Origin of the sequence: Amycolatopsis ultiminotia, from assembly GCF_039536925.1 — a bacterium.
GTDB classification, from domain to species: Bacteria; Actinomycetota; Actinomycetes; order Mycobacteriales; family Pseudonocardiaceae; genus Amycolatopsis; species Amycolatopsis ultiminotia.
The window spans coordinates 1-26077 of the sequence record NZ_BAAAZN010000014.1; the positions used below are offsets into that span (position 1 = coordinate 1).

Here is a 26077-nt window from a genome sequence, read left to right on the forward strand (position 1 = left end):
CCCCGCGCCCCGCGCCACCGCCCACACGACCCGTGACCCGCGCCCGGTGACCCGCGACCGGCGACCGGCGACCGGCGACCGGCGACCCGCGCCACCGCCCACGCGCCCCGCGCCCGGCGACCCGCGCCCCGCGCCCTGTGGCTGGTGACCGGTGAGTTCGGATGTGGGCCGGGGCGGGCCGGCGTGGGTTTCGGGTCGGGGCGGGCGCACAATGGGGTGGTGGCTTTTCCGATCACCGATCTCGCCGGGTACTTCGCCGGGGGGTGGCGGCTCGAGCGGGAGATCGCCGGGGTCGACGGGGCCGCGATGGGGCGGGCCGGCGGGCGGGCGGTGTTCACGCTCGAGGACGGGGTGCTCGTCTACCGCGAGGACGGGCAGATGCGGCTCGGTACGCACACCGGGCCGTTCACCCGGACGCTGCACTACCGGATCGCCGGCGACGGGCTGGCCGCGGTGCACTTCGACCACGGCGGGTTCTTCCACGACCTCGACCTCACCACCGGGGAATGGGTCGCCGGGCATCCCTGCCGGGACGATTTCTACCGCGGGTCCTACCGTGTGCTCGACCGGGGGAACTGGCGGCAGGAGTGGGTCGTGCGGGGTCCGGCCAAGGACCACGTGATCACCAGCCGGTTCACCAGGGACGAGAGCCGGCCGCTCACCGGCGCCGGTTGCGCAGGATGACCAGCAGCACCACGATCGCCGACAGGATGCACACCGCGGCGATGAGCGTGCCCGCCCAGCCGGGAATCGGGACGCCCGCGATGTCACCGAAGCCGGGTAGCAAGCGGGGCGAGCCGGTCGCCACGAGGGTTTCTCCCTTCGCCGGGCGTGCACTGCCGACGATACCCGATCCCGCCGCCCGCCCGCAGGTCCGAAATAGACGGTGTGCCGGCCGGTTTGCCTGCTGCCGCGCCGGGGTAGTCATCCGCGGAGGCGAACCCGAGGAGGAACACGGATGAACGTGGCCGATCTGGTCGTGGACGGCTTCGGCCGGATCCGGGAAGTCGTGCACCAGGCGGTCGACGGGCTCTCCGGCGATCTGCTCGTCGCCCGGCCCGGACCGGACGCCAACTCGATCTCCTGGCTGGTCTGGCACCTCGCCCGGGTGCAGGACGACCACGTCGCGGGCGTCGCGGGCACCGAACAGATCTGGACCGGCCAGGACTGGCACCGGCGGTTCGGCCTGCCCTTCCCGCCCGCGGACATCGGGTACGGGCACCGCAGCGAGGACGTCGCCGCAGTCCGGATCACCGAGCCGGATCTGCTGACCGGCTACTACGACGCGGTGCACGAGCACACCCTCGGCTGGATCGCCGGGCTCTCCGGCTCGGACCTCGGCCGTGTGGTCGACGAACACTGGGACCCGCCGGTGACACTCGGGGTACGGCTGGTCAGCGTCCTCGCCGACGACCTGCAACACGCCGGGCAGGCCGCCTACGTGCGCGGCCTGCTGGAGGACTGACCTCACGCGGACCGGCGAATCCACCCGGCACGGCTTCCACACCGCCGGAACCGGGCGGGAACCCACCCGGCACGGCTTCCACACCGCCGGAACCGGGCGGGAACCCACCCGTACGCGCGCAAACCCGCTGAGCTGCGAGCGTTTCCGGGGCTGCGCAACCGCGTCCACGCTGAGCAAGGCCGTACGAGCAGCCTGCGGAAGCCAGGGATACCGGCAAGGGAAATCCGGACGGGAACCCACCCGTACGCGAGCGACCCACTGAGCCTCGCCGGGCTACCGGCGCGCGAAGCCGGGCGGGAACCCACCCGGGCAGTCTGCTGAGCGGCGTTCCCGGGCACCGGGACCGGCACGCTCGGTGTCCAAGAGAGCAGGTGCGAGCACCTCGCTGAACCGTCCGGTCCCGATCGGCGGAACCCAGCCCTTGCTGCCGTCCTGCGTACCGGGGCGACGCTAGGCGTATTCCGTGCCGCGGTGGTCGGGCAGGCGTTGCGGGCCGGGGCCGTGCCGGCCGAGCTCGTCGCCGGGGTTGGCCAGCCGGCAGGTGGTCAGTGACATGCAGCCGCAGCCGATGCAGCCGGTCAGCTGGTCCCGTAGTTGTTCCAGCTGCCGGATCCGCTCGTCCAGGTCGGCGCGCCAGCAGTGCGAGATCCGGGCCCAGTCGGTGCGGTTCGGGGTGCGGTCGTCGGGCAGCAGGCCGAGCACCGTGCGGATCTGCGCAAGTGGCATGCCCACCCGCTGCGACATCCGGATGAACGTGACCCGGCGCAGCGTGTCCCTGCGGTAACGGCGCTGGTTGCCCGCCGTGCGGCGGCTGCGGATCAGCCGCTCGTCCTCGTAGAACCGCAGCGCCGACGCGGGTACGCCGCTGCGCCGGGAAAGTTCGCCCACGGTCAGCTCGGGCAGTTCCGTCTTCGCCATGCGGAAAGGATACCCTTGACTTCAAGGGAGCTTGAAGTTCGAGACTCGTCCCCGGGTGGCAAACCGTGTCAGCCCGGGAAAGGAGAACACCGTGTCCGAAGCTCCCGTCCGGCTCGCCGTGCTCGTCGGCAGTGTCCGGGAAGGACGGTTCGCGCCGACGGTCGCGCGCTGGTTCGCCCGCGAGGTGCACCGGCACGGCGGATTCGCGGCCGACGTGATCGACCTCGCGGACGTCGATCTGCCGCTCGCGATGTCCGGATCCGCCCCGCACGCGGGTCCGCTCGCCACCCGCCTCTCGGAGGCGGACGGCTTCGTGGTGATCACGCCGGAGTACAACCACAGCTATCCGGCCGCGCTGAAGAACGTGGTCGACTGGTTCCACCCGCAGTGGCAGGCGAAACCGGTTGCGTTCGTCTCCTACGGCGGACTCTCGGGCGGTCTGCGCGCGGTGGAGCACCTGCGCGCGGTTTTCGCCGAACTGCACGCGGTGACCATTCGCGACACCGTGAGTTTCCACGGTGCGCACGTCCGGTTCGACGAAGACGGCGCACCGGTCGACACCGCGGCCACCGAAACCGCGGCGAAGGTCCTGCTCGACCAGGTCGAGTGGTGGGCCCGTGCGCTGCGGGACGCACGGACGGTGCGTGCCTATCCGGCGTGATCGTCCACTGTGGATCGACGAGCGAACGCCGGCGCGTGCTCCGGGCGCACGCCGACGCCGCCGAGGTAGGCGGTGATCCCGGACAGCACGGGAAAACGCCGCAGCACGCGCATCGGCAGCGGTAGCCGGTCGAGGGTGCCGGCCAGTGCCGGGCGCAGCAGCAGATCGTGTTCGCTTCGCTGGTTCGCTTGCACGGCGACGGTCGGTAGCAGCCGGCGGCGGCGCACCGCGGCCAGCTGTGCGGTGGTGACTTCGCCGGCGCGCAGCGGGCCGGCGAGCAGGGTGGCGGTCGCGACGGCGTCCTGCACCGCGAGGTTCACCCCGACGCCGCCGACCGGGGACATCGGGTGGGCTGCGTCGCCGATGCACAGCGCTCCCGGCGCGTGCCAGCGTTCCCGCATGCCCATGGTGACCTCCAGCAGTTTCACGTCGTCCCACGAGCGCACCGCGGCCAGTTGTGCGGGCGTCCAGCCGAACAGTGCGCCGAGCCGGTCGCGGAACCGCTCGATGCCCTCCGCGCGTAGCCGTGCGTCCTGTCCGCGGGGGATGAGGTAGGAGGTCTGGTAGTAGTCGCCGCGGTCCATGGTCACCGACGCGTAGCCGGGGCCGAACCGGGCGAACACCCCCTTCTCGCCCGGTCCGGCCTTCGGCACCCGCACCTGCCACACGTCCATCGGCACGGCGAACGAGCGCATCCGCAGCCCGAGTTCTCCGGCCACTGTGGACCACCGTCCGTCGCAGCCGACCGTGAGCGGTGCGGCGAGTTCCCGGATCTGCCCGCTCGCGTCGCGGTAGCGGACCCCGCAGACCCGGCCGTTCTCCCGGCGCAGGCCCAGTACGTCCGAGCTCATCCGCAGCGAGAACGCCGGTTCGGCGGCACCGGCTTCGGCCAGCAGGCCGAGGAACTCCGACTGGGGAACCATCGCGAGGTGCCGGTGCGGTCCGCGCAGCCGGGTGAAATCGGCGGCCACCAGCGTCTCGCCGGCGATCTGCATCCGCATCCGGTCCAGCACCGATCGCGACAACCCGGCGAACCGGGTGCCGAGGCCCAGTTCGTCGAGCAGCCGCAGGGTCGACGGGTGCACCGTGTCACCGCGGAAATCCCGCAGGAAATCCCGGTGCTTCTCCAGCACCACCACCTCGATCCCGGCGCGGGCCAGCAGCAGCCCGAGCAGCACCCCGGCCGGGCCGCCCCCGGCGACCACGCATCCCGTCGGCTCCATCGTTCCCCAATCTTAGAGTCTCTCTAATATTAGAGCAGATGTAGACTTTCCGCCATGGCCGGGTTGCGGGAAGAGAAGAAGCGGCGGACGCGCCAGGCGCTGATCGAGGCCGCGCTGACGCTGTTCGACGAGGACGGCTACGACGCCACCACCGTCGCCGGGATCGCTGCGCGGGCCGGGGTCTCGCCCGCGACGTTCTTCAACTACTTCGTGACCAAGGAGGAGGTGGTGTTCGCCGACCAGCCCGTCTACGACGAGGTGCTGGACGAGGTGTTCGCCACCGCGGAGCCCGCCGAACCCGTCGCCGACCTCGTCAAGCGGACCGTGCACGCGCTGGCAGGTGCGGACGCGTGGAGTTTCCCGCTGGACCATCCGCTCACCGTGGTGCGGACCCGGCTGCTCGCCACCGTGCCCGCACTGCGTGCCGGTTACCTGCTGCGCAACGCGGCGGTGGGCGACCGCTGGGCGGAAAAGCTCTGCGAAACGTGTGCGCCGCAGTTGGATCGCGTGGAGGCGGCCGCACTCACCGGCGCCGTGCTGGGTGCGCTGGAGGCCGCGCTGCGCCGGCTTCCCGGTGACCGCAGTACGACGGAACTGGTACTGGACATTGTGGACCGTGCGGTGCACGGCTTCCTGCCGCGCGCCTGACCGGGTTCAGAACGTCCCGCAGCGCACGTTGTCCAGCCGGGCGTCCGAGGTCTTCACGGAGACGCCGTACACCGCGTTCGCCTGCCCGGACGCGGACAGTGCGGCCATCGTGGTGCACACGACCTGGTCAAGGCCACCTGGATAGAGCGCCTTCAGCGGGTACGGCACGGTCACCGTGACCGGGTTGCTCGTAGTGTCGACGGACGGGGTGCCGGTGCCGTACGGCAGCATCGAGGTGTACCCCTTGGCGGATTCCGCCGCGGTCGGGCCGCGGAAGAGCTCCTTCACCGCGGCCTCCGGGGAGACCGCGGCAGCCTGGTGCCGTTCGACCGGGGAGAGCCGGCCGTCGAAGCGGAAGTACAGCGTCAGCTGGCTGTCGCGGCGGCCGGTTTCGAATCCGGCCGGCGCCGGGCCTGCCGGGATCACGCCGGTCGGCTGCACCCCGCACCCGGCCGCGCCCGCCAGCACGGCGATCAGCACGGCGAGTACGGCACGCGAACGGTGCGCGGTGTGCTTCATCGGGTCTCCGGGGCGACGCGGGGCAGCCGGAGCGTGAACCGCGCGCCGGTGCCGGTGTTCGCAGCTTCGATGTCGCCGCCGTGCAGCCGGGCGTTCTCCCGTGCGATGGACAGGCCGAGGCCGCTGCCCTCGGAGCGGGCCCGTGCCGTGTCCGCCTTGGTGAACCGGTCGAACACGTGCGGCAGCACGTCCTCCGGGATGCCGGGACCGTGATCGGTGACCGCCAGCGACACCGCTTCCTCGTCCGCGGTCAGCCGGATGCCGACCGGCGCAGCGCCGTGCCGGAGCGCGTTGCCCACGAGGTTGGCCACCACGAGGTCCAGGCGGCGCGCGTCGAGACCGGCGGTGATGCCCGGCGGCAGGTCGGTCTCGATCCCGTCGGTGCCCGACCACCCCCGTGCGGCCAGGCTGCCGGCCACCACCTCGGCCACGTCCGCCTCCTCGGTCCGCAGTTCGGCACGGCCGGCGTCGAACCGGGAGATCTCGACGAGGTCCTGCACGAGCCGGGTGAGCCGGTGCGTCTCGGCCGACACCAGGCGGGCGGCGATCGCGGTGTCGGCAGGCAGCTGCCCGGCGTCTTCGTCGAGCACGTCGGTGACCGCGTTCATCGCGGCCAGTGGCGTGCGCAGCTCGTGCGACACGTCGGCGACGAACCGCCGCGCGTCGGCTTCCATCGCGCGCAGTGAGCCGACGGTGCGCTCCAGCTCGGCAGCGGTGCTGTTGAACGTGGTCACCAGCTGGGCCAGCTCATCCGAGCCCTTGGCGGGCAATCGCACGTCGAGCTGTCCGTGGCCGAGCTTGCGCGCGGCGACGCTCAGCGCGCGCACCGGCCGCAGCACCTGCCGGGCGGCCACCAGCGCCAGCACGACCGCGATCGGCAGGGCCAGCGCAGCCATCTGCCACGCCCGCACCGCAAGCTGCTCGATCGAGGCCTGCTGCTCGGCCAGCGACACCAGCTGGTAGACCTCGACACCGGTGTGCTGCCTGCGGCCGTCGCCGCCGGTCTGCAGCACCGGCATGCCGATCAGCAGCTCCGGGGTGCCGTCGGTGACCACCCGCTGGAACTGGATGGTGTCGCCCCCGGCGACCTGCGTGCGCAGCTCGCCGGGCAGCTTCGCAGTGGCCAGGCCGGAGCGCGAGTGCATCTGCCGGTACACCGCCGTGGTGACGCCCTTGAGGTTGCCGGCCAGGTTGTCCAGCTGCTGCTGGTCCGGCGGCAGCGTCATCTGCGGCAGGTAGGCGGTGACCTGGTCGCGCAGCTGGACCATCGCCGGGTCCTGCACGCCGGCCAGGATCGTGGTGCGTGCCGAGACGTAGCTTGCGCCGGCCGCGGCCGCGGCGCCGACGAGCGTCATCGCCGCGAACCACAGGACCAGCCGTGGCCGCAGACCGGCCCGCCACAGCCGCAGCCGCGTCACGAGCGGCCGAACCGGTACCCGAATCCGCGCACGGTCTGCACGTGGCCGGGCTGTGCGGGCACCTCCTCGATCTTCGCCCGCAGCCGCTGCACACAGGCGTCGACCAGCCGGGAATCGCCGAGGTAGTCGTGCCCCCACACCGCGGTGAGCAGCTGCCGGCGGCTGTGCACCTGGCCGGGCGAACGCGAAAGTTCCAGCAGCAGCTTCAGTTCGGTCGGGGTGAGCGCGACCGGATCGCCGTTCTTGTGCACCAGCATCCCGGCCCGGTCGATTTCCAGGTCGCCGTGCCGTTCGGTGCTGCCGGGGCGGGCGTCGCGGTCGACGGCGGCGCGCCGCAGCACCGCGCGGATCCGGGCGTCCAGCACCCGCGGCTCGACCGGTTTCACCACGTAGTCGTCCGCCCCCGCTTCGAGCCCGGCGACCACGTCGAAGTCGTCGCTGCGCGCGGTGAGCATGATGATCGGCACCTCGCCCAGCGTGCGCATCCGGCGGCAGGTCTCGAACCCGTCCATGCCCGGCAGCATCAGGTCGAGCACCACGATCTCCGCGGGATGCTCGCGCAGCAGCGCCACGCCGTGCTCACCGGACGCCGCCGTGTGCACGGTGTGCCGCTGCCTGCGCAACGCCAGCTCAAGGCCCTCGCGCACGGCCGCGTCGTCTTCCACCACCAGCACCACTGCCACGCGGCCATTATTCGGAAAACCCGGCGCACCGGCGAACCGGGCCGATCTTGTTGCACAACCATGACACAGCCCGGACGAGATGCCGAAATCCGGAAGCCATGGTCGGGGACATGGCAGTGATGACTCCCGGCCCGGCTTCCCGCACGACGCCCCTACCGCTCCCGCGCGCCTCCGCCCGTTCGCCGCTGGCCGGGCCGCGGACGTGGCGCACCGCCGTGCTCGTCGCGGCGGCGGCCGGGTGCACGATCGCGTTCGCCGTGGCCTATCTGCTGTTCGTGCACACCGCGGGCGGCCAGCTGGCCGAGGACGGGGTCGTGCACAGTGCCCAGGCTATCGACAGGTCCATTGTGGACTGGGCGCAACCGTTGCGGGACGTCGACCTGGTCGTGGTGCTGGGCGCGGCCGGGCTCGTGGTGGCGCTGCTGGCGCTGGTGCGCGGGCGGTTCGCACTCGGCGTGACCACGCTGGTGTTGTTCCTCTCGCCGCTGGCCGCCGCTCAGCTGCTCAAGCTCTACGTGCTCGAACGCCCACCCGGTACGGACGGCTCCGGCGTGCCGGGCCACAACAGCTTCCCGAGCGGGCACGTGGCCGCGGCGACCGCGGTGGTCTTCGCGCTGGCCGTGGTGCTGCCCGCGAGGTTCCGGACCTGGGTGCTCGCACTGGGCGCGCCCGGCGTCGCCTGGGTGGCCGCGGCGACCGTCGCACTGGGCTGGCACCGGCTGTCGGACACCTTGGGCGGCGGACTGCTGGTGGCTGCGGTGGTGTGCGCCGGTGCGGCGGTCGTCTCGGCCCGCCGCCCGGACGGCAGGCGGATCCCGCCGGTGGCCACCACGATCGCGCTGGCCGGACCGGCCGCCGTGGTGCTCGGCGGCTACGCGATCCTGTCGTCGGCGACCTCCGGTGCGGCCCGCTTCGGCGCCGCACTGGTACTGGCCGCACTCGGTACGACGGCAGTGCTGCTGCTGGCCGCCGGCCCGCTGCGCCGGGTGAACTTCGACCCGTCCGGCGCCCGGACCCGGATCGCCGGCCGGCCGGGGACGCGCCGGTGTTCCGGCACCTGATGCGGCGCCCGCGGATCCGCCGGGCCGGACGCGGCCGGGCCCGCACGACAAGCTCGCCGTCGGCTGCCGATCAGCGGTCGTCCTGCCCGCCGTGCCCAGCTGGACCCCGGCGTTGCCGGACACGCCCTGGCTGAGCCGGGGCGGACCGAAACGCCGGACCGCGCGACCGCGGATCGCCCCGGGCCGGGTGTCTCAGGCCGGATTGCCGCGCGGCTTGATCCGCACGGCCGGGAGCGCGGGCGCAGGCAGCCGGGCCGGGCCGCCCGGGTGCGGGGCGACCGCGCCGAATCGGGCCGCGCCGGCTTCCCATTCTTCGCGGAACTGCACGATTTCCTCGTGGCTGCGGGCGACGAAGTTCCACCACATCAGGATTTCCTCGCCGAACGGCGGACCGCCCAGCAGCAGCACGCGGGCCGGCTCCGGGCCGGGGTTGTGCAGGTCCAGGGTCGACTCGCCGGTGCCGAGGTAGCCGAGCCGGGTGCTGCCCAGCCGCGTGCCGGCAAAGGTGACCTCGCCGAGGTCCACCAGCACGCCGTGTTCGAACGCCGGGTCGGCCACCAGAGCGAGGTTCGCACCGGGCTCGAGGACCAGTTCCGCACCCAGCAGCGGGGAGTACGTGCGGACCGGCGAGGTCTCGCCCGCGAGGGTGCCGAGGAAGACCCGCGCGGTCGCACCGGGGAGTTCGGTGACCGGGGGAGCGTAGTGCCGGAAGTCGCGCCGGGTGTGCCGATGCTCCTCCGGCAGCGCGACCCAGAGCTGGACCCCGTGCAGCGTGCTGGTTTCCGGTGTGGACACCTCCTCGTGGCAGATCCCGTGGCCACCGGTCATCAGGTTCAGCTCGCCCGGCCGGACCAGCGCGTGCGAGCCGAGGCTGTCGCGGTGCTCGATCTCGCCGGCGAACAGCCAGCTGACCGTCTGCAGCCCGGTGTGCGGATGCGGCCCGACCGACATCCCGCCGCCGGTCGCCGGATCGACCGGGCCGTAGTGGTCGGCGAAGCACCAGGCGCCGATGAGGGAACGTTTGCGCTGCGGCAGCGTCCGGCGCACGGGCATCGCCCGTGGTCCGCCGAGCGGCACCGAACGGGCTTCGAGCACCTCGACCCGGCCCGGTCCGGCAGGGCCGGCGCCGCAGGCGAGTTCGGCGGGCTCGGTCTCGACGTTGCTCACTGGGCCCTCCCGGGGTTTTCCTCCCTGCCACGATAGCCGCCGCCCGGGACGGGGTACTCCACCGTGGAAGTCGCGGGAAAGGAGTACCCGATGCGGCCCGTGTGGCGTGGTTCACTGACCTTCGGCCTGGTCACCGTGCCGGTGCAGCTCTACTCCGCGGTGGCCGACCACACCGTGCACTTCCGGCAGTTCGAACGCGGCACCAGTGACCGCATCCGCTACCGCCGGGTGAACGAGCGCACCGGCAAGGAGGTCGGCTACTCCGACATCGTCAAGGGGTACGAACTCGGCGGTGCCGAGTACGTGCTGATCGAACCGGAGGAACTGGACGAGATCGCCCCCGGCCGGTCCACATCGCTGGACGTGGAGGCCTTCGCCGACCTCTCCGAGATCGATCCGATGTTCTTCGACAAGACCTACTGGCTCGCGCCGGCCTCCGCCGAGTTCGACAAGCCCTACGCCCTGCTGCTGGCCGCGATGCAGAAGACGGCCAAGGCGGGTATCGCGAAGTTCGTGTTGCGCGGAAAGCAGTACCTCGCGGCGGTCCGTGCGGGCGAGGACGTGCTCGTGCTCAACACCCTGCACTTCGCCGCCGACCTGCGGGACCCGGAAAAGGATCTGCCGGACCTGCCGAAACCGGCCACCGGACGCGGCAAGGAACTCGACATGGCGGTCCGGCTGATCGACGCGATGACCGAGCCGTGGCGGCCGGACGAATACCGCGACACCTACACCGACCGCGTGCGCGAGCTGATCGAGGCGAAGAAGGCGGGCGAGACGGTGACCCCGGAGCAGGAGCCTGCGGAGTCGACCAAGGTGGTCGACCTGTTCCAGGCCCTGGAGCGGAGCCTGGAACGGGGCAACGGGAAACGCCGCGGCGGTGGCGGGAAGAACACGAAGAACAGCAAGCAGAAGCGGACGCCGGACCTGGCCGGGCTGTCGAAGTCGGAACTCGGCGAACTCGCGCGGAAACGGGACATCAAGGGCCGGTCGAAGATGACCCGGAAGGACCTGGAGGCGGCACTGCGCGCGTCCTGACGGGTCATTCCTGCCTGCTCCGCGCGGTGAAGCCGTCCCACGCCTGGCTGACCAGTGCCGGGTGCGCGAGCAGGTCCACTGCCGTGCGGGCCAGCGCGGCGCCGGTCGCAAGCAGCACCGAACGGGCCCGTGCGGACACCGCGGCGGCGGCGAACTCCGGCGTGCCCACCGCGTGGTCCGGATCGAGGATCGCGACCGACGGGTGCAGCGTCGGCACGCGGACGCTCACGTCGCCGACCTCCGACCAGCCCGGGGACCCGCCCGGTTCGGGTGGTGTCGAATGGATGCCGCAGGCCGCCAGATGTGTGGCGAAGCGCGCGGAGAGCACCGGGTTTTCGCGGAAGTGCGAGTGGTCCGGGCCGATCCGCTCGACCACGGCCTTCGTGCCGGTGGCCAGCGCCGCACCTTCGGCGGCCGCGGTCACGTCGGCGACCAGCCGGTCCAGCGCCGCGGTGGCGGGTGCGCGCAGGCCGAACCGCGCCTCGGCGAACTCGGGCACCGCGTCGGTGGATTCGCCGCCGTGGGTCACGATGCCCTGCACGGACGTGCCCGCCGCCAGCCGGGACCGCAGCGCGGCGACCGCGGTGAAGGTCTGGACCAGCCCGGCCAGCGCGTCGGTGGCCGGCCCGGACCGTCCCTGCACGCTCACCCGCAGCTCGGTGCGGGCGGCCAGCGGTGCCCACGACCAGGTGTGCACGCCGGCCCGGAAGGTCAGCGCCGCGTCCACCTCGTCCGCACCGGGCACCGGGACGCCCTCGGTCACCAGCACCGAACCCGGTTCCCCCGAGGTGATCCGCGCGGTGGCGAGTGCGGCACCGAGCACGGCCGCGGTGAGCACGTTGTGCCCCAGCTCCGGACGGGTGTCGCCGGGGAGCCGGAACGCCACGCACGGCCTGCCTTCGCCGCATCTCGCGAGCAGGCCCCGGGATTCCCGGGTCACGGTGAATCCGGCGCGGGCCAGATCGCCGTCGGCGCGAGGTCCGGACCGGTCGAGGGCGAATGCCCACAACGGTCCGGCGAGCGCCCCGATTTCCTGGTCGACCCGGTCGTGCCGGTCCTCGTCGGCCTCCATGCGGCACAGGTACCCAGCCGGACGGTTTTTGATCCCAGGCCGGGCATCGGGGTTCGCCGCTCGACGGTCAGCGCGGTTCGTCGTCGAGGGCGGCCATCCGGGCGGACAGGTCGTCGACAAAGCGGCCCAGCAACCGTCCCAGCGCGGAGCGGTCCTCGGCGGTCCAGCCGGCCAGTGCTTCGGTGAACCAGCCCAGCATCGTGCCGAAGTACTGCTCGGCCGCGGCCGTTCCCGCGTCGGTGGGTGCGATGAGCCGCGCGCGCTGGTCGGCCGGATCGGTCACGCGCCGGACCAGACCGCGTTTCTCCAGCGCCTGCACCTGACGGGTGACATGCGGTCCGACGACCTGCAGCCGGGACGCGATCTCGCCGATCCGCAGCGGTTCGCCCGCCAGCTGCAGGGCGGTCAGGATCGACACCGACGGCTGGTCGAGGCCGAGCCCGCTCGCCGTGATCGCGTGCTCGACCAGCCTGCCGCGGTTGAACGTCCGGCTCAGCTGGGTCAGCCGGGGGAGCAGCTCGGCCAGCAGCGCGCGATCGGAATCCATCGGACCACCCTTGATTAGTTACCTAACTTAGGTATATATATAACCCATCGCGATCGCCGTTCACCGGTGGCGATCGCCCGGAAAAAGGATACCTAAGGTAGGCATTCAGTGCCCGCCGAGGGGGAGAGCGGGGAACGATGGCCAAGTCCGTGCTGATCTCGGGGGCGAGCATTGCCGGGCCGACGCTGGCGTACTGGCTGGACCGCCACGGCTTCGACGTGACCGTGGTGGAGAAGGCGGCGACCGTGCGCGGCGGCGGGTACCCGATCGACGTCCGGGGCACCGCGATCGAGGTGGTGCACCGGATGGGCCTGCTGCCGCAGCTGCGCGACCGGCACGTGGCGACCGGGCGGATCTCGTTCCTCGACGCCGCGGGGGCGCCGGTCGGGGCGGTCGATTCCGATACCGCGACCGGCTCCGTGACCGGCCGCGACGTCGAGATCCGCCGGGGCGAGCTCACCGAGCTGCTCTACGGCGCGGTCCGTGACCGGGTCGAGTTCCGGTTCTCCGACGCGATCGCCTCGCTGGACGATCGCCGGGGCGGGGTCGAGGTGAGCTTCCGCAGCGGCCTGCAGCGCACGTTCGACCTCGTGCTCGGCGCCGACGGCCTCCACTCCGGCACACGTGCGCTGGTGTTCGGGCCGGAGGAGCAGTTCCACCGGTACCTCGGCTACTGCTTCGCGGGTTTCACGATGCCGAACTTCCTCGGCCTTTCGCATGAGGCGGTGGTGTGGAACGTGCCGGGGCGCAGCGCGATCCTCTTCTCGACGGGCGAGCGGGACAGCGTGCACGGATTCCTGAACTTCGCGCTCGCCGAAGCGCCGCCGTTGCACGCCTTTGCCGACCCGGCGGCGCAACGCGATCTGGTCGCCGCCCGGTTCGCCGGTGCCGGCTGGCAGGTCCCGCGGATGGTCGAGGCGATGCGCTCGGCGGACGATCTGTTCTTCGACGTGGTCAGCCAGATCCACCTGCCGGTGTGGTCCAAGGGGCGGGTCGCGCTCGTCGGCGACGCCGCCTATGCGCCGTCGTTCTTCTCCGGCCAGGGTTCCAGCATCGCGCTCGTGGGTGCTTATCTGCTCGCCCGCCAACTGTCCGGACTGGACCATCCGGACGCCTTCGCCGCCTGGGAGAACGAGACCCGCGAGTACGTCGCGTGCAACCAGGCGCTGGCCGCGGCCGGCCCGCTGCTGCTGTCCCCGCGCACCGACGAGGAACTCGCCGCCCGCAACACCGCTCTGCAGACCGCCGGGGAGGTGTCCGGGGCGGACCTCCGGGCGGCGACCTCGATGCTGGTCCTGCCCCCGGAGCCGGCCGGCATCTGAACGGCCCCGGGAGGTGCCGTGCGGGCACCCGTGGAAAGCTGCCCGGAGATGATCACCGAGGAGAAAGGGCAGGCATGAACGCTCTGGCCCGCGGCGGCGGGATGATGGTCGTGATCCTGCTGGTGGTCGGCGGTACGGCCGGGCTCGGTGCGGCGCTCGGGCTCGGCGGCACCGCGGTGCTGGCCGGGCTCACCGCGCTGTTCTGTTTCCTCGCCGCTTCCGGCGGTCCGTTGCGCGCGGACCTGAAGCTGCTGGCCGCCTTCGCCCCCGCGGTCGTGGTGGGCGGCGCCGGACCGCGGCTGCTCGGCCAGGTGTCGTCTGCCGGAGCGATCGCGCTGCTCGTGGTCATCGTGTTCGTGGCGGGTCTGCTGCCCGCGCTCGGCCCGCGATTCGTGACCGTGGGCCTCGGACTGGGCATGGCGTCGGTGTTCGGCTACGGCTTCCAGCTCAGCGGCTCGGCGAGCACGGCGCAGATCGTCGGCGCGCCCGCGCTGGCCGTCGGCGTGGTCTTCGTGCTGCGGCTGCTGATGGGCATCGCCGATCCCGGCAAACCGGTCCGGACCGCGCTCGCCGACGCGCTGGCCGGACCGGATCGCGACGCCGCGGAGCGTGCGTTGCGGCTGTGGCTGGCCGATCGGCCGCACGCCTGGCAGGCGCGGGTGCTCACGGCGACCGCCCGCGGCCACGGCACGGTCATCACGCTGCGAGAGCGACTTCGCGTGTTCGAGCAGGCGCAGGCCGACGAACTGACCCGGGTGCTCGACGTGGTGGAGGCGCAGTTCGTGGCACTCGCCGAAACGGTGCGGGCCAAACAGGTCCCGGCCGAGCCACCGGAGATCGAGCGGGTGGACCCGGAGGTCGCGCTGCCCGGCGACACCACGACGTTGCTGGACGAGGTCTGGACCATGTTGGCCGAGATCCGCACCGCCGCGACCACCCGCGATAGGTCCACAGTGGACTTCCCACGGCATCTGGTCAGGCAGGCGCTGCGGCAGGAGGCGGGCGGCGCGCTGTCCTGGCGCTCGGTGCAGCTGCGCCACGCCGTGCGCTGCGCGCTCGGCATGCTGGTCGCGGTGCTGGTCGCCGCGTTCCGGCCGGGGGATCCGCTGACCGTCTCGTTCCTGATGACGACGTTCGCCATCATGCAGCCGGAATGGCGGGACACCCTGACCAAGGCCTGGCAGCGCGGCGCGGGCGCGGTGGCAGGTGCGGTGGTGCTGGCGCTCGCGCTGTGGCTGCTCCCGCAGTCCGCGCTGCTGCCGCTGGGGATCGTCGCGCTGCTCGTCGGATTCCCGTTCATGCAGGTGAAACCCATGGTGTTCAACGGCTGCGTGGTGCTGATGGCGGTGGGCGTGAACGCGACCACCCGCCACCTGGACGCGGTGTCCACCCTCGTGGAGTACCTGCTGCTGGTCGCGCTGGCGGTGGTGATCGGCCTGCTGTTCGGCTTCGCCGCGGTGCCCGGCGTGCCGAAACCTTCGGTGGCGCAGCGGTTCTCGGCCGCGGTCGAGGCGGGGGAGGCGTTGCTTTCCGTGGTCGCGGCCCGCTTGCGCGGCGGGGCCGAACAGCGCGAGGTGGGCCTGCGGTTCCGCGCCGCGGCGCGGACGACCCAGGACCTGCTCAGCCCCGAACCGGGCAGCCGGGAACCCGAGCCGTCCCACCGCGACGCGCTCGACGAGGTGGGGGACGGGTTGCGTGGCCTCGTTTCGTCGGCAGGCGCCCTCGCACGCCGCGGTGCGCAGTCCCCGGCGATGGCGGCGTTCACCGAGGCGAGCGCAGCGGCACTGACCGGACGGGCGGATCCGCCCGAGCCGCCGCCCTCCGCCGACGAGGAGGACCGGCTGCTGGCCGACCTCGTACTGGCCGACCTGCGCCGGGTCCGCGGCGGCGCGCAGCTGCTCGCCGCCGACCCGGTGACTCGTTGACCCGGTGGCCCGGTGGCCCGGTGGTCCGGTGGTCCGGTGGTCCGGTGGTCCGGTGGCTCGCTGACCCGCTGACCCGCTGGCTCGGTGGCTCGTTGACCCGCTGACTCGGTGGCCCGATGGCCTGCTGGCTCGGTGACTCGTTGACCCGGTGGCTCGTTGGCTCGTTGGCCCGGTGGCCCGGTGGCTCGTTGGCCCGATGGCCCGATGGCCCGATGGCTCGGTGGCCTGCCGAACCCGCCGAACCGGTCGGATCCGCATGCCACGCGGATCTGCCCGGCGTGTCCCCGCCGGGCGTCCCGCACGGCTGAGCCGGCGCCGATCGGGGCATAGTGGTGGGCATGGCTGCTGATCTTCCCGCCGCCCCGGATGCCGGCCGGCCGCTCGACGGGATCACGGTCGTGGCGATCGAACAGGCCGTCGCGGCCCCGCTGGCCACCCGCCATCTGGCCGATCTCGGCGCGCGGGTGATCAAGGTGGAACGCGTCGGCCGTGGCGACTTCGCCCGCGACTACGACCACGTCGTGCACGGCAGCGGCGCGCATTTCGTCTGGCTCAACCGGGGCAAGGAATCGCTTGCCGTCGACCTCAAGACCGACGAGGGGCGGGAGGTCGTGCGGCGCCTGGTGGACCGGGCCGACGTGGTCGTGCAGAACCTCGCGCCGGGTGCCGCCGCGCGGCTCGGGTTCGGTGCGGCGGAGCTGCGGGCGGCGCGGCCGGAACTGGTCGTGGCCGACCTGTCCGGTTACGGCTCCGGCGGGCCGATGGCGCAGCGCAAGGCCTACGACATGCTGGTGCAGGCCGAGGCGGGGCTGATCGCGATCACCGGCACCCCGCAGACCCCGGTGAAGACCGGCATCCCCACCTCCGACATCGCGGCCGGCATGTACTGCGTGCAGGCGGTGCTGGCCGCACTGCTGCGCCGGTGGCGGACCGGGGTCGGCGCGGCGGTCGAGATCTCCATGTTCGAGGCGACCGTGGAGTGGATGGGGTACGCGCTCTACAGCGGGATGCACACCGGGATCCAGCCCGCGCGGATGGGGCTGAGCCACAGTTCGATCGCGCCCTACGACGCCTACCCGACGCGCGACGGGCAGATGCTCATCGGCGTGCAGAACGACCACGGCTGGCGCACGCTCGTCACCTCCGTGCTCGAACTGCCGGATCTCGCCGCCGATCCACGGTTCGCCACCAATGTCGAGCGGGTCCGGCACCGTGCGGAGTGCGACGCGGTGGTGGCGGCCGCGACGTCCCGATGGAGCACCGCCGAACTCGACGCACGGCTGGCCGCCGCCGGGATTCCCGCGGCGCAGCTGAAGGACGTCGACGACGTCGTGGCGCATCCGCAGCTGCGTGCCCGAGACCGCTGGCGCACCATCGGAACCGAACACGCCCGCGTCGAGGCGCTCCTGCCACCGGTGACGTTCGCCGATGTCGAGGCACGCATGGGCGATGTACCCGCACTCGGGGCGCACACCCGTGCGCTGCTCGAAGAGTCCGGAGTGGACGCCGACGACTATCTGCGGCGCGGGATCGCCGAGCAGTCCCGGTAAACTCCACCCGGCAGATACCGAAGCCGAACGGTACCGCCATTCCGGTAAGGCGATGATCGCGTTCGGTGAGTGTCCACTGTGGCCAGTCGGGTGTCATCCGGGTCGCGCGTTGTCTGGTCTTGTCTGATTCCGGCGTGCTTGTCTCTGTTTCGCTGTCCTTGCGTGCACTGTTGCGTGCGCACTGTTGCCTCCGCCGAGTCGGGGGCTGAGAGTCGGGCCGTCGGTGGAACACGCGCGCCGCGACTGGCGGGCTGCTCCTGCAGCGGCGCTCTCGCCGAGTGCCAGGGAGTGCAGCAGGCCGCACCAGACCCCCGGCCCGCCCTTGGCGGAGGGCGGGTCGGGCCCGGCCCGCGAAAACGGTTACCGGCGGCGGAATGGTCGACGGCGTCGGCTGTTCGCGGTCGAACGCCCCGTAGGCGCGGTTGAAATGCAGCAGTGGCGCTCCGGGGCCGGAATGCTCGGGATGGCTTGTGCGCTGCTCGCCCCCCCCGCCGAGATCGGCGACGAGTATCGCGGTCAGTGTGGCAGTGAGCGCGCGGACGGCTTTCCTGGTTCTTCGCCGGCTCGACATCCGCCGGACGCCGAGCCGGGGGATCCCGGTAACCCGGGCGTTCTCCGGAAAAAGCCGGCCCGTCCGGCGGCGCCGGGTGCCGGGAGCGCCGGAACTACGCAAACGCCCCACCAACTACCAAGAGCATGCGAGATTGGTTCACGTGGAGCAGTGACATTGTCGTACCTGCTGTAACAGAATCAGGTCCGCGCGTCACCTGACCGGGTGGCGTGCTTCGCGAGGGCACCAGAAAGGACCTGTCATGTCAGCAGCACACTGGGGGAGAAGGCGCCTGGCCGGCGCCGTGCTCGCCGCTGCCGCCACCCTGCTCGTGGCGACCGCGACGACTGCCACGACCGCCGCCGCCGCGCCGGGTGAAAGCCCGGACAACCACCAGATGGGTGCGTCCATCCGGGCGCACGAGGGCGACGCCGGTGCGCCCGCCCCCGCCTCGGCCGAGGCGACCACGCCCGGGATCGACGTGAGCAGCTACCAGGGCTCGGTGGACTGGGCGTCGTACTGGAAGCAGGGCAAGAAGTTCGCCTACGTCAAGGCGACCGAGGGCACCGGCTACCAGAACCCCGACTTCAGCCAGCAGTACGACGGTTCGTACAAGGTCGGCATGATCCGCGGCGCCTACCACTACGCGCGGCCGGACACCTCCGGCGGCGCAGCGCAGGCGGATTACTTCGTCGCGCACGGCGGCGGCTGGTCCAAGGACGGCAAGACGCTGCCGGGCACCCTGGACATCGAGTGGGGGCCGAGTTCGGACTGCTACGGCCTGAGCCAGGCGGCGATGGTGTCGTGGATCAAGGCGTTCAGCGACGAGTACCACAAGAAGACCACCCGCTGGCCGGTGATCTACACGGCGACCAGCTGGTGGTCGGAGTGCACCGGCAACAAGGGCGACTTCAGCGCGACGAACCCGCTCTGGGTCGCGCGCTACGCCTCGTCCGCGGGCACCCTGCCGTACCACTGGGGCTTCTACACGTTCTGGCAGTACACCTCGACGCCGCTCGACCAGGACTACTTCAGCGCCGGTGCGGACCGGTTGAAGGCACTGGCCAACGGCTGAGCCCGGGGCCGGGGAGTCCGGTGACGGGCTCCCCGGCCGCGCCGGCCCGGCGGCTACTGTGGGCCCGGCAGGCGAAAGGGGTTGCATGGCTGGGTCACCTGGCGCGGAAGGCGAGTCCACCGGGCAGGTCGCGGTGGTCACCGGTGGCGCGAACGGGCTGGGCGAGTTCATCGCACGCCGCCTGCACGCCGACGGCTACCGCGTCGCAGTCGCCGATGTCGACGCCGCGGCAGCCGCGGCGCTGGCCGGAGAACTCGACGCGACCGCTGCCACCGCACGGGGTTACGGCGTCGACGTACGCGATCGCGCCGCGCTGGAAGGGTTGCTGTCCGGCCTGTGCGCGGACTTCGGCGAGGTGCACGTCCTGGTCAACAACGCCGCGCGCACCCAGGCCAAGTCACTGCTGGAGATCACCCGCGAGGAACTCGACGAGGTCATGGCGGTCAACCTCACCGGTACTTTCCAGGCCTGCCAGCTCTTCGGCGCGTACTTCGCGAAGCAGGGTTACGGCCGGATCGTCAACCTCGCCTCACTGGCCGGACAGAACGGCGGGACCGCCACCGGCGGGCACTACGCGTCGTCGAAGGGCGCGATCCTTTCCGCGACCAAGGTCTTCGCCCGCGAGCTCGCGCCGCACGGGGTCACCGTGAACGCGGTTTCGCCGGGGCCACAGGACAGTCCGGCGGTGCGGGCGATCATCGGCGAGGAAAACCTCGCGGACTACGTCCGGGGCATCCCGGTCGGCAGGCTCGGCGACCCGGCGTTCATCGCCTCGACGGTCGCCCTGCTCGCCTCGCCCGCGGCCGCCTCGGTCACCGGCGCCTGCTGGGACGCGAACGGCGGCCTGCACCTGCGCTGAACCGGAACTCAGAGCGCGCGGGCCGCATCGGTGAGCGCCTCGTCGAGGATCGCGGCCCCGCGGGACAGCTCGTCCTCGGTCGCGGTCAGCGGGGGCGCGATCCGGAAGATCCCGCCCATGCCGGGCAGCTGCACGATGTTCATGTGCAGGCCCAGTTCGAAGCAGCGCTGGGTGACCGCCGCGCCGAGCCGGTCGGCGCCGCCCGTGCCGAGTACGTCGTCGCCGGCCAGTTCCACGCCGAGCAGCAGCCCGCGGCCGCGGACGTCCCCGACGACCTCGTGGTCGGCCAGCAGTTTGTCGAGATGGGTGCGCAGGTGCGCGCCGCGCTGCCGGGCCTGTTCGGCCATCCGTTCACCGGACAGCACGTCGAGCACGGTGTTGCCGACCGCAGCGGGCAGCGGGTCGTTCACGTGGGTGGTGAAGAACAGGAATCCCCGTTCGTGCGCGCGCTGCTCGATTTCCGGGCTGGTCAGCACGGCGGCCAGCGGCAGCCCCGCCCCGAGCGTCTTCGACAGCGTGAGGATGTCCGGCACGACCCCCTCGTGCTCGAAGGCGTACCAGTCGCCGGTGCGGCACAGGCCGGTCTGTGCCTCGTCGACGATCAGCAGCATGTCCCGTTCCCGGCACTTGTCCGCGAGCGCGGCGAGGTACCCGGGCGGCAGCTCGATGATGCCGCCGGAGCTGAGGATCGGCTCGACCAGGCAGGCGGCCAGGCTGCCGACGGACTGGGCGTCGATCAGCTCGAACCCGAGGTCGAGCTGGCGGCGCCAGTCGAGTTCGCCGTTCGCGTCGACGATGTCGGGGTGGTGGCGGTGCGGGACCGGCAGCGCGAAGTTGCCCGGCGCGGACGGGCCGTAGCCGCGCCGTCCGGCGCTGTAGGTGGCGTTCGCGGCGGCCAGCGTCATACCGTGCCAGGACCGGGCGAACGACACGACCTCGTACTTGCCGGTGACGAGCTTCGCCATCCGCACCGCGGCCTCGTTCGATTCCGCCCCGGTGGTCAGCAGCAGTGCCTTCGACAGCGGCTCCGGCAGCGTGCCCGCGAGCCGTTCGGCCAGTTCCACGACCGGACGGCTGAGCATGCTGCTGTGCAGGTGGTCGAGGTGGCCGACCTGCTCGCGCAGGGTCGCCACGATCGCCGGGTGCGAGTGCCCGAGGATGGCGCTCATCTGGCCGGAGGTGAAATCGAGCAGTTCCCGGCCGCTCTCGGTGAACACCGAGGTGCCCGCCGCGGAGGCGATCACCTCGGGGGTGAACCCGGCGTGGCCGGAGTAGCGGATGAGGTGCCGTTCGGGGCCGGCTGACTCGAAATCCATGTCCTCGACGGTAAGTACTCGCGCTGCACGCGTCTATCGCACAGATCTTACCGAGCTGTTCGGGAAAACCGTACAATCGCGGCCATGCTCAGTTCCTGGCGGTTGCGGCTGCTCAGCCAGCTGGAAACGGTCGGGACCGTGCGCGCGGTCGCGGAAACCCTGCACCTGAGCGCGTCCACGGTGTCCCAGCAGCTGGCCGTGCTGGAGACCGAGACCCGCTGCCGGTTGCTGGAGCGCAGCGGCAGGCGGGTGCGGCTGACCCCGGCCGGGCTGCTGCTGGCCCGCCGCGGCCGCGAAATCCTCGACCAGATGGCCGCGGCCGAGGACGAGCTGCGGGCGCTGAACGACGAGCCGATCGGCACCGTCCGGCTCGGTGCGTTCCAGAGCGCGGTGTTCCCGCTCGCGGTGCCTGCCGCGGCCCGGCTCGCCACCACGCATCCGCACCTGCACGTCGAACTGGTCGAATCGGAGCCGCACGAGAGCGGTGCGGCGCTGCGCGCGGGCGAGGTGGACGTCATCGTCACCACCACCGACTATCCCGGGCTCTCCTGGGGCACCGATCTCGAGATCATCCCGCTCGGCACGGATCCGGTCGTGCTGGTGCTGCCGCCGGGGCACCGGCTCGCCCGCCGGACGGCGGTGAGCCTGGCGACCTGCGCGGAGGAGATGTGGGCGTGCGACCGGCCGCGGTCCTACATGGCGGAGCTGACCACCCGGCTGTGCCGGGAGGCGGGTTTCGAACCCCGGGTCGCCTGCCGGTTCGGCAACTGCCTGATGCAGCTGCGGCACGTCGAATCGGGTGCCTCGATCGCGTTGCTGCCCGCGCTGGCGGTCACCCCGGACCACGCGGTGCTCACCCGGGAGCTGAGCCCGCCGGTGCACCGCAATATCACCGTCGTGGTGCGGCGGGGTGGTACGAAGCGTGCAGCGGTGAACGCGGTCGTCGCGGCCTTGCGCGACCACCCGGAGATCCCCGAACTGTCCACACCGGACCGCCGCGGCGCCGGACCGGAATGATCAGCGGCCGACGAGCTGTTTCGCCACGGTGGCAACCAGTTCGAAGGACGTGCGCCGGTCGGCATGGCCGTGCACCGGGGTGGTGATCATCAGTTCCCCGGTGCCGGTTTCGTCGAGCACCGCCTGCAGCCGCTCCCGCACGGTCTGCGGGGAGCCCACGACGAGCCCGCGGGTGTGTGCGGCGGCCGCGGCCCGATCGGCTTCGGGCCGGGCCGCGGCTTCTTCGGGCGGGGGCAGGAGGATCCGGTCACCACGCAGGCGCAGCGAGGTCTTCCGCCGGGTGGGGCCGGCGAGCCATTCGGCGCGCTCGTCGGTGCCTGCCGCGATCACGGCCACGCTGACCAACGTGGTCGGCGTGCTGAGCCGCACCGGCCGGAACGCCGTGCGGTAGGCCCGAAGTGCTTGCCCCGCTTCGTCGGGGTTGAGGTGCCGGGCGAATGCGTAGGCCAGGCCCAGCGAGCCGGCCAGCCGGGCACTCGCCGTGCTCGATCCGAGCAGCCAGAAGGCGGGCACGTTCCCGGCTGCCGGGGTCGCGCGCACCGGCCGGTCCTGGTCGAAATAGCCGAGCAGTTCCGCGATCCGGTCCGCGAAACTCGTCGCGGTCGGCTCGCGTTCCTCGCGCACGGCGTCCGCGGCCCGCCGGGAACCGCCGAGCGCACGGCCGAGGCCGAGGTCGATCCGTCCGGGGTGGAACGCGGCCAGCGTGCCGAACTGCTCGGCCACCACGATCGGCGGGTGGTGCGCCAGCAGCACACCGCCCGAACCGACCCGCAACCGGCGCGTCGCGTCGGCGAGCCGTCCGGCGACGACCGCGGGCGCCGAACTCGCCACCCCGGCCATCCCGTGGTGCTCGGCCGACCAGTACCGGTGGTAGCCGAGTCCGTCGGCGAGCACGGCGAGATCCACCGTGTTGTGCAACGCCTGCCGCGCGGTCGATCCCGCCACGATCGGCGAGGTGTCCAGCACGGAAATCCGTACCGCCTGCTGCTGGGTGTCCACCACCGGCTCATCTTCCCCCATCCGGAGCGCGACCCGGACGCGCCGGACCGCTGCGGGTTGCCCGGTCGGGTGCATTCGGGCCGGATCGGTGCCGGTTCACCGCTGCGGGTGGCTGCCCGCGCAGGCAGCTGGTATCCATGATCGGGTGATCGTCCAAAGTGAACAGTCCGTTCCGGAGAGGACCCATTGATGACTGTGCGGGCAATGCGCATCGCGGCCGTGGCCGCGGTGGCCGCCACCGTGCTGGGCTCGGCCTCGGCGACCGCTGCCGGCACCGCCGTCAAGTGGGCGGAATGCGCGCCCGAGCTGAACGCACCGAGGGGGACCGGCTGCGCCCAGCTCGACGTGCCGCTCGACTACGCCGATCCCGCGGGCAAGCAGCTCACCCTCACGCTGTCTGCGGCCGGTTCGCTCGACGCGCCGAACGTGCTGGTGGTCAACCCGGGCGGGCCGGGTGAATCCGGGATCGGCACGCCGAAGCTCGTGCAGTCCTCGCTGCCACCGGAACTCGGGTCGCAGTACCTGATCGTCAGCTTCGATCCGCGCGGGGTGGGCGCCAGCTCGCCGGTGACGTGCGGGGACACCTCGGGTCTCCTGCCGGCCCCGATGCCGCCCAGCGAGCCGGCGAACGCGGACCAGGAGCAGCAGCGGGTCGCCGTCGCGAGCAAGATCGCCGGTGCGTGCGCGGAGCACTCGGCCGCCCTGCTGCCGCACATCACCACGCAGAACGCCGCACGGGACATGGACCGGATCCGGACCGCGCTGGGCAAGGACAAACTCGACTACCTCGGCTACTCCTACGGCACCAAGCTCGGCGCGACCTACGCGACGATGTTCCCCGGCAGCACCGGCCGGATGGTGCTCGACAGCGTGGTGGACCCCACGATCGGCGGGTACCAGGCCGGGTTCGAGCAGGATCCGGCGTTGCAGCACCGGGCGGAGCAGTTCTTCGCGTGGGTGGCTGCGCACGACGACAAATACCACCTCGGCACCACCGGCGACGCGGTGGGCAGTGCCTGGACCGACACCCGCGGCAAGCTCGACGCCGAGCCGGCCGAGGGCAAGGTGGGCAGTGCGGAACTGGACCAGATGCTGGCATCGGCGATGTACGTCGACACGTCGTGGGGCACGCTGGCCGACGCCGTCTCCCGTTATCGCGCAGGTGACGCCGGCGCGCTCAGCAGTGCGGCGGGTCAGCTCGCGCTGCAATCGGTGAACGGCCCGCAGCTCGCGTACAACTGCGCCGACGACAAATGGCCCACGGACTGGCAGACCTGGCACGCGGACACCGTGAAGGCGGCGAAGGACGCTCCGCTGTTCGCCTGGCTGAACACGTGGTACTCGGCGCCCTGTGCGTTCTGGAAAGCACCGACCGCACCGCCGCTGCAGATCGGATCCGGAAACGTACCGCCGGTCCTGCTGGTACAGGCGAAGGACGACTCGGCAACCCCGCTCGTGGGCGCGCAACGCATGCAGCAGGCGATGCAGGGCTCCCGGATGGTGCTGTCCGACGGCGGAAACCACGGGCAGTTCCTGTTCGACGAGAACACCTGCGTCGACGAACCGGTGACCCAGTACCTGCGCACCGGCAAACTCCCCGCGGCCGACGTGAAATGCCCGGCACCACCGGCACCGGGGGCCTGAGGGTTGTCTGGTAATCCCGGTGCCGGGCCGGCGGCTCGGGTGTCATGCCTGATCGCAAACCTCGTGACGGCAGTGAGGTGCCGGACTGGAAAGAAGACCTCAACACCAGCCCCACAACCACGGTTACGAGACAGGCCTTGGCCGTAGTGCCTCGCTCGCCCGGTGCACGCGGACGTCACGAAGCCGGGCAGCACCCCTGACGGTGGCGGCCATCGGATGACGGATGGCCCCCATCCCGGCGCAACGCCCGGGTCACCACCACTGAACACCGTCACAATCGCGCACTGATCGGCTACGCCTGCCTGCACCCAGCCGCCGGGCCACCACACCTGGCGCGCAGCTCGCCGGTACGGCGGAAACTGCGTCGACAGCGGCGTTCCGGTACTGGCACAGTGCCCGGATGGAGAACCTCGGCCCGGACGAATTGCGGCTGATGCAGGGCCTTGCCCAAGAGGTGACCGCGGTGCGGCCGGAACTGGTGACCGCGGATGCGTCCGTCGGGGAACTGGCCTGGGTCCGGGCCAAGGACTTTGATGCGCTCCACCGGTTCTGGCGGTACCGGCACTGGTTCGACGGCGACCGGCTGGTCGCATGGGGGTGGGTCTGCCTGCCGCACCGGGTGCCGCGCGGGGACGGCACGTTCCGTGCGGAACAGGCGGCCACCCTGGTCTGGCAGGTACATCCGGACCGCCCGGAGCTGCTGACCGCGATCCTGGACTGGTACGACGAGGTGGCGGGCGACGTCGACCGGCTGCTCACGCTCCAGGCCGCGGATGTCCGGGCCGAGGCGATCGCCGCCGCGCACGGCTACGTGTTCGACGCGGAAACCGGTTCGGACGAAGGGAACTGGACGCAGGGCAACGTGCGGGAGCTGACCGATCTGCCGGATCCGGTGCTGCCCGCGGGTTTCCGGTTCCGCACGGCCGAGGACGTCTCGGTGGCCGACGCGGTCGAGGTGCACCGGGCCGCGTGGCCGTCTCCCGGCCTCACCGAGGCGGCGTTCGAGCGGGTCCGGCGGACCTGGCCGTACCGGGCCGATCTGCACGTGCTGATCGAGGCACCGGAGGGCGCACTCGCCGCGACCGCGATCATCTGGCTGGACGACGTGACGGGCGTCGCCGAATTCGAACCCGTCGGCACCCACCGGCAATTCCGCCGGCAGGGGCTGGGTACCGCGTTGCAGCTGCACGGGATGCACCGGGCCAGAGCGGCCGGTGCGAACCGCATGCTGGTCGCCTGCCTCGGTGCACCGGCGCATCCGGCGGCCCGAAACCTGTACCACGGCGTCGGCTTCCGCGAGCTGACCCGGGACCTGCCGCAGATCAAAGCCGCGAGCTGACCCACGCAGACCGGGCACGCACCGGAGCCCGGCCGCACGATCCGCCGGGCCAGGCGCTACC

General features: G+C 72.0%; 25 protein-coding genes. 14 read left to right on the top strand and 11 right to left on the bottom strand.

The window, feature by feature from the left end; all coding sequences use genetic code 11:
* Positions 1–219 precede the first annotated feature (219 nt).
* Complete coding sequence (locus tag ABD793_RS28230; protein WP_344865387.1) at positions 220–684, top strand: DUF6314 family protein; 465 nt, start codon at positions 220–222, stop codon at positions 682–684.
* Here ABD793_RS28230 and ABD793_RS28235 read toward each other — a convergent pair.
* Complete coding sequence (locus ABD793_RS28235) at positions 659–808, bottom strand: hypothetical protein (protein ID WP_344865389.1); 150 nt, start codon at positions 806–808, stop codon at positions 659–661. The genes ABD793_RS28230 and ABD793_RS28235 overlap by 26 nt on opposite strands.
* 150 nt (positions 809–958) lie before the next feature.
* On the opposite strand from ABD793_RS28235, the gene ABD793_RS28240 reads away from it, so the two are divergent.
* Positions 959–1465, top strand: a complete 507-nt coding sequence (locus ABD793_RS28240) for a mycothiol transferase (protein WP_344865391.1) — start codon at positions 959–961, stop codon at positions 1463–1465.
* A 450-nt stretch (positions 1466–1915) separates the two neighbouring features.
* On the opposite strand, the gene soxR is transcribed toward ABD793_RS28240, so the two are convergent.
* The gene (gene soxR / locus ABD793_RS28245) at positions 1916–2383 is read right to left on the bottom strand and encodes a redox-sensitive transcriptional activator SoxR (protein WP_344865393.1); all 468 of its coding nucleotides are present in this window, start codon (positions 2381–2383) and stop codon (positions 1916–1918) included.
* A 91-nt stretch (positions 2384–2474) separates the two neighbouring features.
* On the opposite strand from soxR, the gene ABD793_RS28250 reads away from it, so the two are divergent.
* The gene (locus tag ABD793_RS28250) at positions 2475–3044 is read left to right on the top strand and encodes an NADPH-dependent FMN reductase (RefSeq protein ID WP_344865395.1); all 570 of its coding nucleotides are present in this window, start codon (positions 2475–2477) and stop codon (positions 3042–3044) included.
* On the opposite strand, the gene ABD793_RS28255 is transcribed toward ABD793_RS28250, so the two are convergent.
* Entirely contained in the window at positions 3032–4267 is a 1236-nt protein-coding gene (locus ABD793_RS28255) for an FAD-dependent oxidoreductase (RefSeq protein WP_344865397.1), read from the bottom strand. The two genes, ABD793_RS28250 and ABD793_RS28255, sit on opposite strands and share 13 nt — an antisense overlap.
* A gap of 54 nt (positions 4268–4321) precedes the next feature.
* On the opposite strand from ABD793_RS28255, the gene ABD793_RS28260 reads away from it, so the two are divergent.
* Complete coding sequence (locus tag ABD793_RS28260) at positions 4322–4915, top strand: TetR/AcrR family transcriptional regulator (protein ID WP_344865399.1); 594 nt, start codon at positions 4322–4324, stop codon at positions 4913–4915.
* Positions 4916–4921: 6 nt separating this feature from the next.
* Here ABD793_RS28260 and ABD793_RS28265 read toward each other — a convergent pair whose 3' ends face one another.
* From ABD793_RS28265 to ABD793_RS28275, 3 genes are read right to left on the bottom strand one after another with little or no spacing between them, the layout of a single operon-like run.
* Positions 4922–5434 (bottom strand): hypothetical protein, encoded by a 513-nt coding sequence (locus ABD793_RS28265; protein ID WP_344865401.1) that lies wholly within the window; start codon positions 5432–5434, stop codon positions 4922–4924.
* A complete protein-coding gene (locus ABD793_RS28270) occupies positions 5431–6789 on the bottom strand; it encodes an ATP-binding protein (RefSeq protein WP_425548788.1) in 1359 nt (452 codons plus the stop codon). Before ABD793_RS28270 ends, ABD793_RS28265 begins: the two co-directional genes overlap by 4 nt.
* A 59-nt stretch (positions 6790–6848) precedes the next feature.
* Positions 6849–7535 carry a response regulator gene (locus tag ABD793_RS28275; protein WP_344865403.1) on the bottom strand — a complete coding sequence of 229 codons (687 nt, stop codon included), beginning with the start codon at positions 7533–7535 and terminating at the stop codon, positions 6849–6851.
* Between the two features lie 110 nt (positions 7536–7645).
* Between ABD793_RS28275 and ABD793_RS28280 the strand changes: the two genes are divergently transcribed.
* Positions 7646–8596 (top strand): phosphatase PAP2 family protein, encoded by a 951-nt coding sequence (locus ABD793_RS28280; protein WP_344865405.1) that lies wholly within the window; start codon positions 7646–7648, stop codon positions 8594–8596.
* A 192-nt stretch (positions 8597–8788) separates the two neighbouring features.
* Here ABD793_RS28280 and ABD793_RS28285 read toward each other — a convergent pair whose 3' ends face one another.
* A complete protein-coding gene (locus ABD793_RS28285; RefSeq protein WP_344865407.1) occupies positions 8789–9763 on the bottom strand; it encodes a pirin family protein in 975 nt (324 codons plus the stop codon).
* 90 nt (positions 9764–9853) lie between these two features.
* Between ABD793_RS28285 and ku the strand changes: the two genes are divergently transcribed.
* On the top strand, positions 9854–10801 hold the full coding sequence (ku, locus tag ABD793_RS28290; RefSeq protein WP_344865409.1) for a non-homologous end joining protein Ku: 948 nt from the start codon (positions 9854–9856) through the stop codon (positions 10799–10801).
* Between the two features lie 4 nt (positions 10802–10805).
* Here ku and ABD793_RS28295 read toward each other — a convergent pair whose 3' ends face one another.
* On the bottom strand, positions 10806–11873 hold the full coding sequence (locus ABD793_RS28295) for a zinc-binding metallopeptidase family protein (RefSeq protein WP_344865411.1): 1068 nt from the start codon (positions 11871–11873) through the stop codon (positions 10806–10808).
* Between the two features lie 67 nt (positions 11874–11940).
* On the bottom strand, positions 11941–12420 hold the full coding sequence (locus tag ABD793_RS28300) for a MarR family winged helix-turn-helix transcriptional regulator (protein WP_344865413.1): 480 nt from the start codon (positions 12418–12420) through the stop codon (positions 11941–11943).
* Positions 12421–12557: 137 nt separating this feature from the next.
* On the opposite strand from ABD793_RS28300, the gene ABD793_RS28305 reads away from it, so the two are divergent.
* The 5 genes from ABD793_RS28305 (at position 12558) to ABD793_RS28325 (ending at position 19701) form a co-directional block, all read left to right on the top strand.
* Complete coding sequence (locus ABD793_RS28305) at positions 12558–13742, top strand: FAD-dependent monooxygenase (RefSeq protein ID WP_344865415.1); 1185 nt, start codon at positions 12558–12560, stop codon at positions 13740–13742.
* Positions 13743–13816: 74 nt separating this feature from the next.
* A complete protein-coding gene (locus tag ABD793_RS28310; protein WP_344865417.1) occupies positions 13817–15667 on the top strand; it encodes an FUSC family protein in 1851 nt (616 codons plus the stop codon).
* A 338-nt stretch (positions 15668–16005) separates the two neighbouring features.
* Positions 16006–17217 carry a CaiB/BaiF CoA transferase family protein gene (locus ABD793_RS28315; RefSeq protein WP_344865419.1) on the top strand — a complete coding sequence of 404 codons (1212 nt, stop codon included), beginning with the start codon at positions 16006–16008 and terminating at the stop codon, positions 17215–17217.
* A gap of 812 nt (positions 17218–18029) precedes the next feature.
* Positions 18030–18842, top strand: coding sequence for a GH25 family lysozyme (locus tag ABD793_RS28320; RefSeq protein WP_344865421.1), 813 nt, complete (start codon positions 18030–18032; stop codon positions 18840–18842).
* 85 nt (positions 18843–18927) lie between these two features.
* The gene (locus tag ABD793_RS28325; protein WP_344865423.1) at positions 18928–19701 is read left to right on the top strand and encodes an SDR family NAD(P)-dependent oxidoreductase; all 774 of its coding nucleotides are present in this window, start codon (positions 18928–18930) and stop codon (positions 19699–19701) included.
* A gap of 8 nt (positions 19702–19709) precedes the next feature.
* Here ABD793_RS28325 and ABD793_RS28330 read toward each other — a convergent pair whose 3' ends face one another.
* Complete coding sequence (locus ABD793_RS28330) at positions 19710–21017, bottom strand: aspartate aminotransferase family protein (protein WP_344865427.1); 1308 nt, start codon at positions 21015–21017, stop codon at positions 19710–19712.
* An 84-nt stretch (positions 21018–21101) separates the two neighbouring features.
* On the opposite strand from ABD793_RS28330, the gene ABD793_RS28335 reads away from it, so the two are divergent.
* Positions 21102–22034, top strand: a complete 933-nt coding sequence (locus tag ABD793_RS28335; RefSeq protein ID WP_344865429.1) for a LysR family transcriptional regulator — start codon at positions 21102–21104, stop codon at positions 22032–22034.
* Here the strand turns inward: ABD793_RS28335 and ABD793_RS28340 are convergent, their stop codons facing one another.
* Positions 22035–23054, bottom strand: a complete 1020-nt coding sequence (locus ABD793_RS28340) for an LLM class flavin-dependent oxidoreductase (RefSeq protein WP_344865431.1) — start codon at positions 23052–23054, stop codon at positions 22035–22037.
* Positions 23055–23222: 168 nt separating this feature from the next.
* On the opposite strand from ABD793_RS28340, the gene ABD793_RS28345 reads away from it, so the two are divergent.
* Together ABD793_RS28345 and ABD793_RS28355 are read left to right on the top strand one after the other, a co-directional pair.
* A complete protein-coding gene (locus ABD793_RS28345; protein ID WP_344865433.1) occupies positions 23223–24677 on the top strand; it encodes an alpha/beta hydrolase in 1455 nt (484 codons plus the stop codon).
* 400 nt (positions 24678–25077) lie between these two features.
* Complete coding sequence (locus tag ABD793_RS28355; protein WP_344865435.1) at positions 25078–26016, top strand: GNAT family N-acetyltransferase; 939 nt, start codon at positions 25078–25080, stop codon at positions 26014–26016.
* Positions 26017–26077 lie beyond the last annotated feature (61 nt).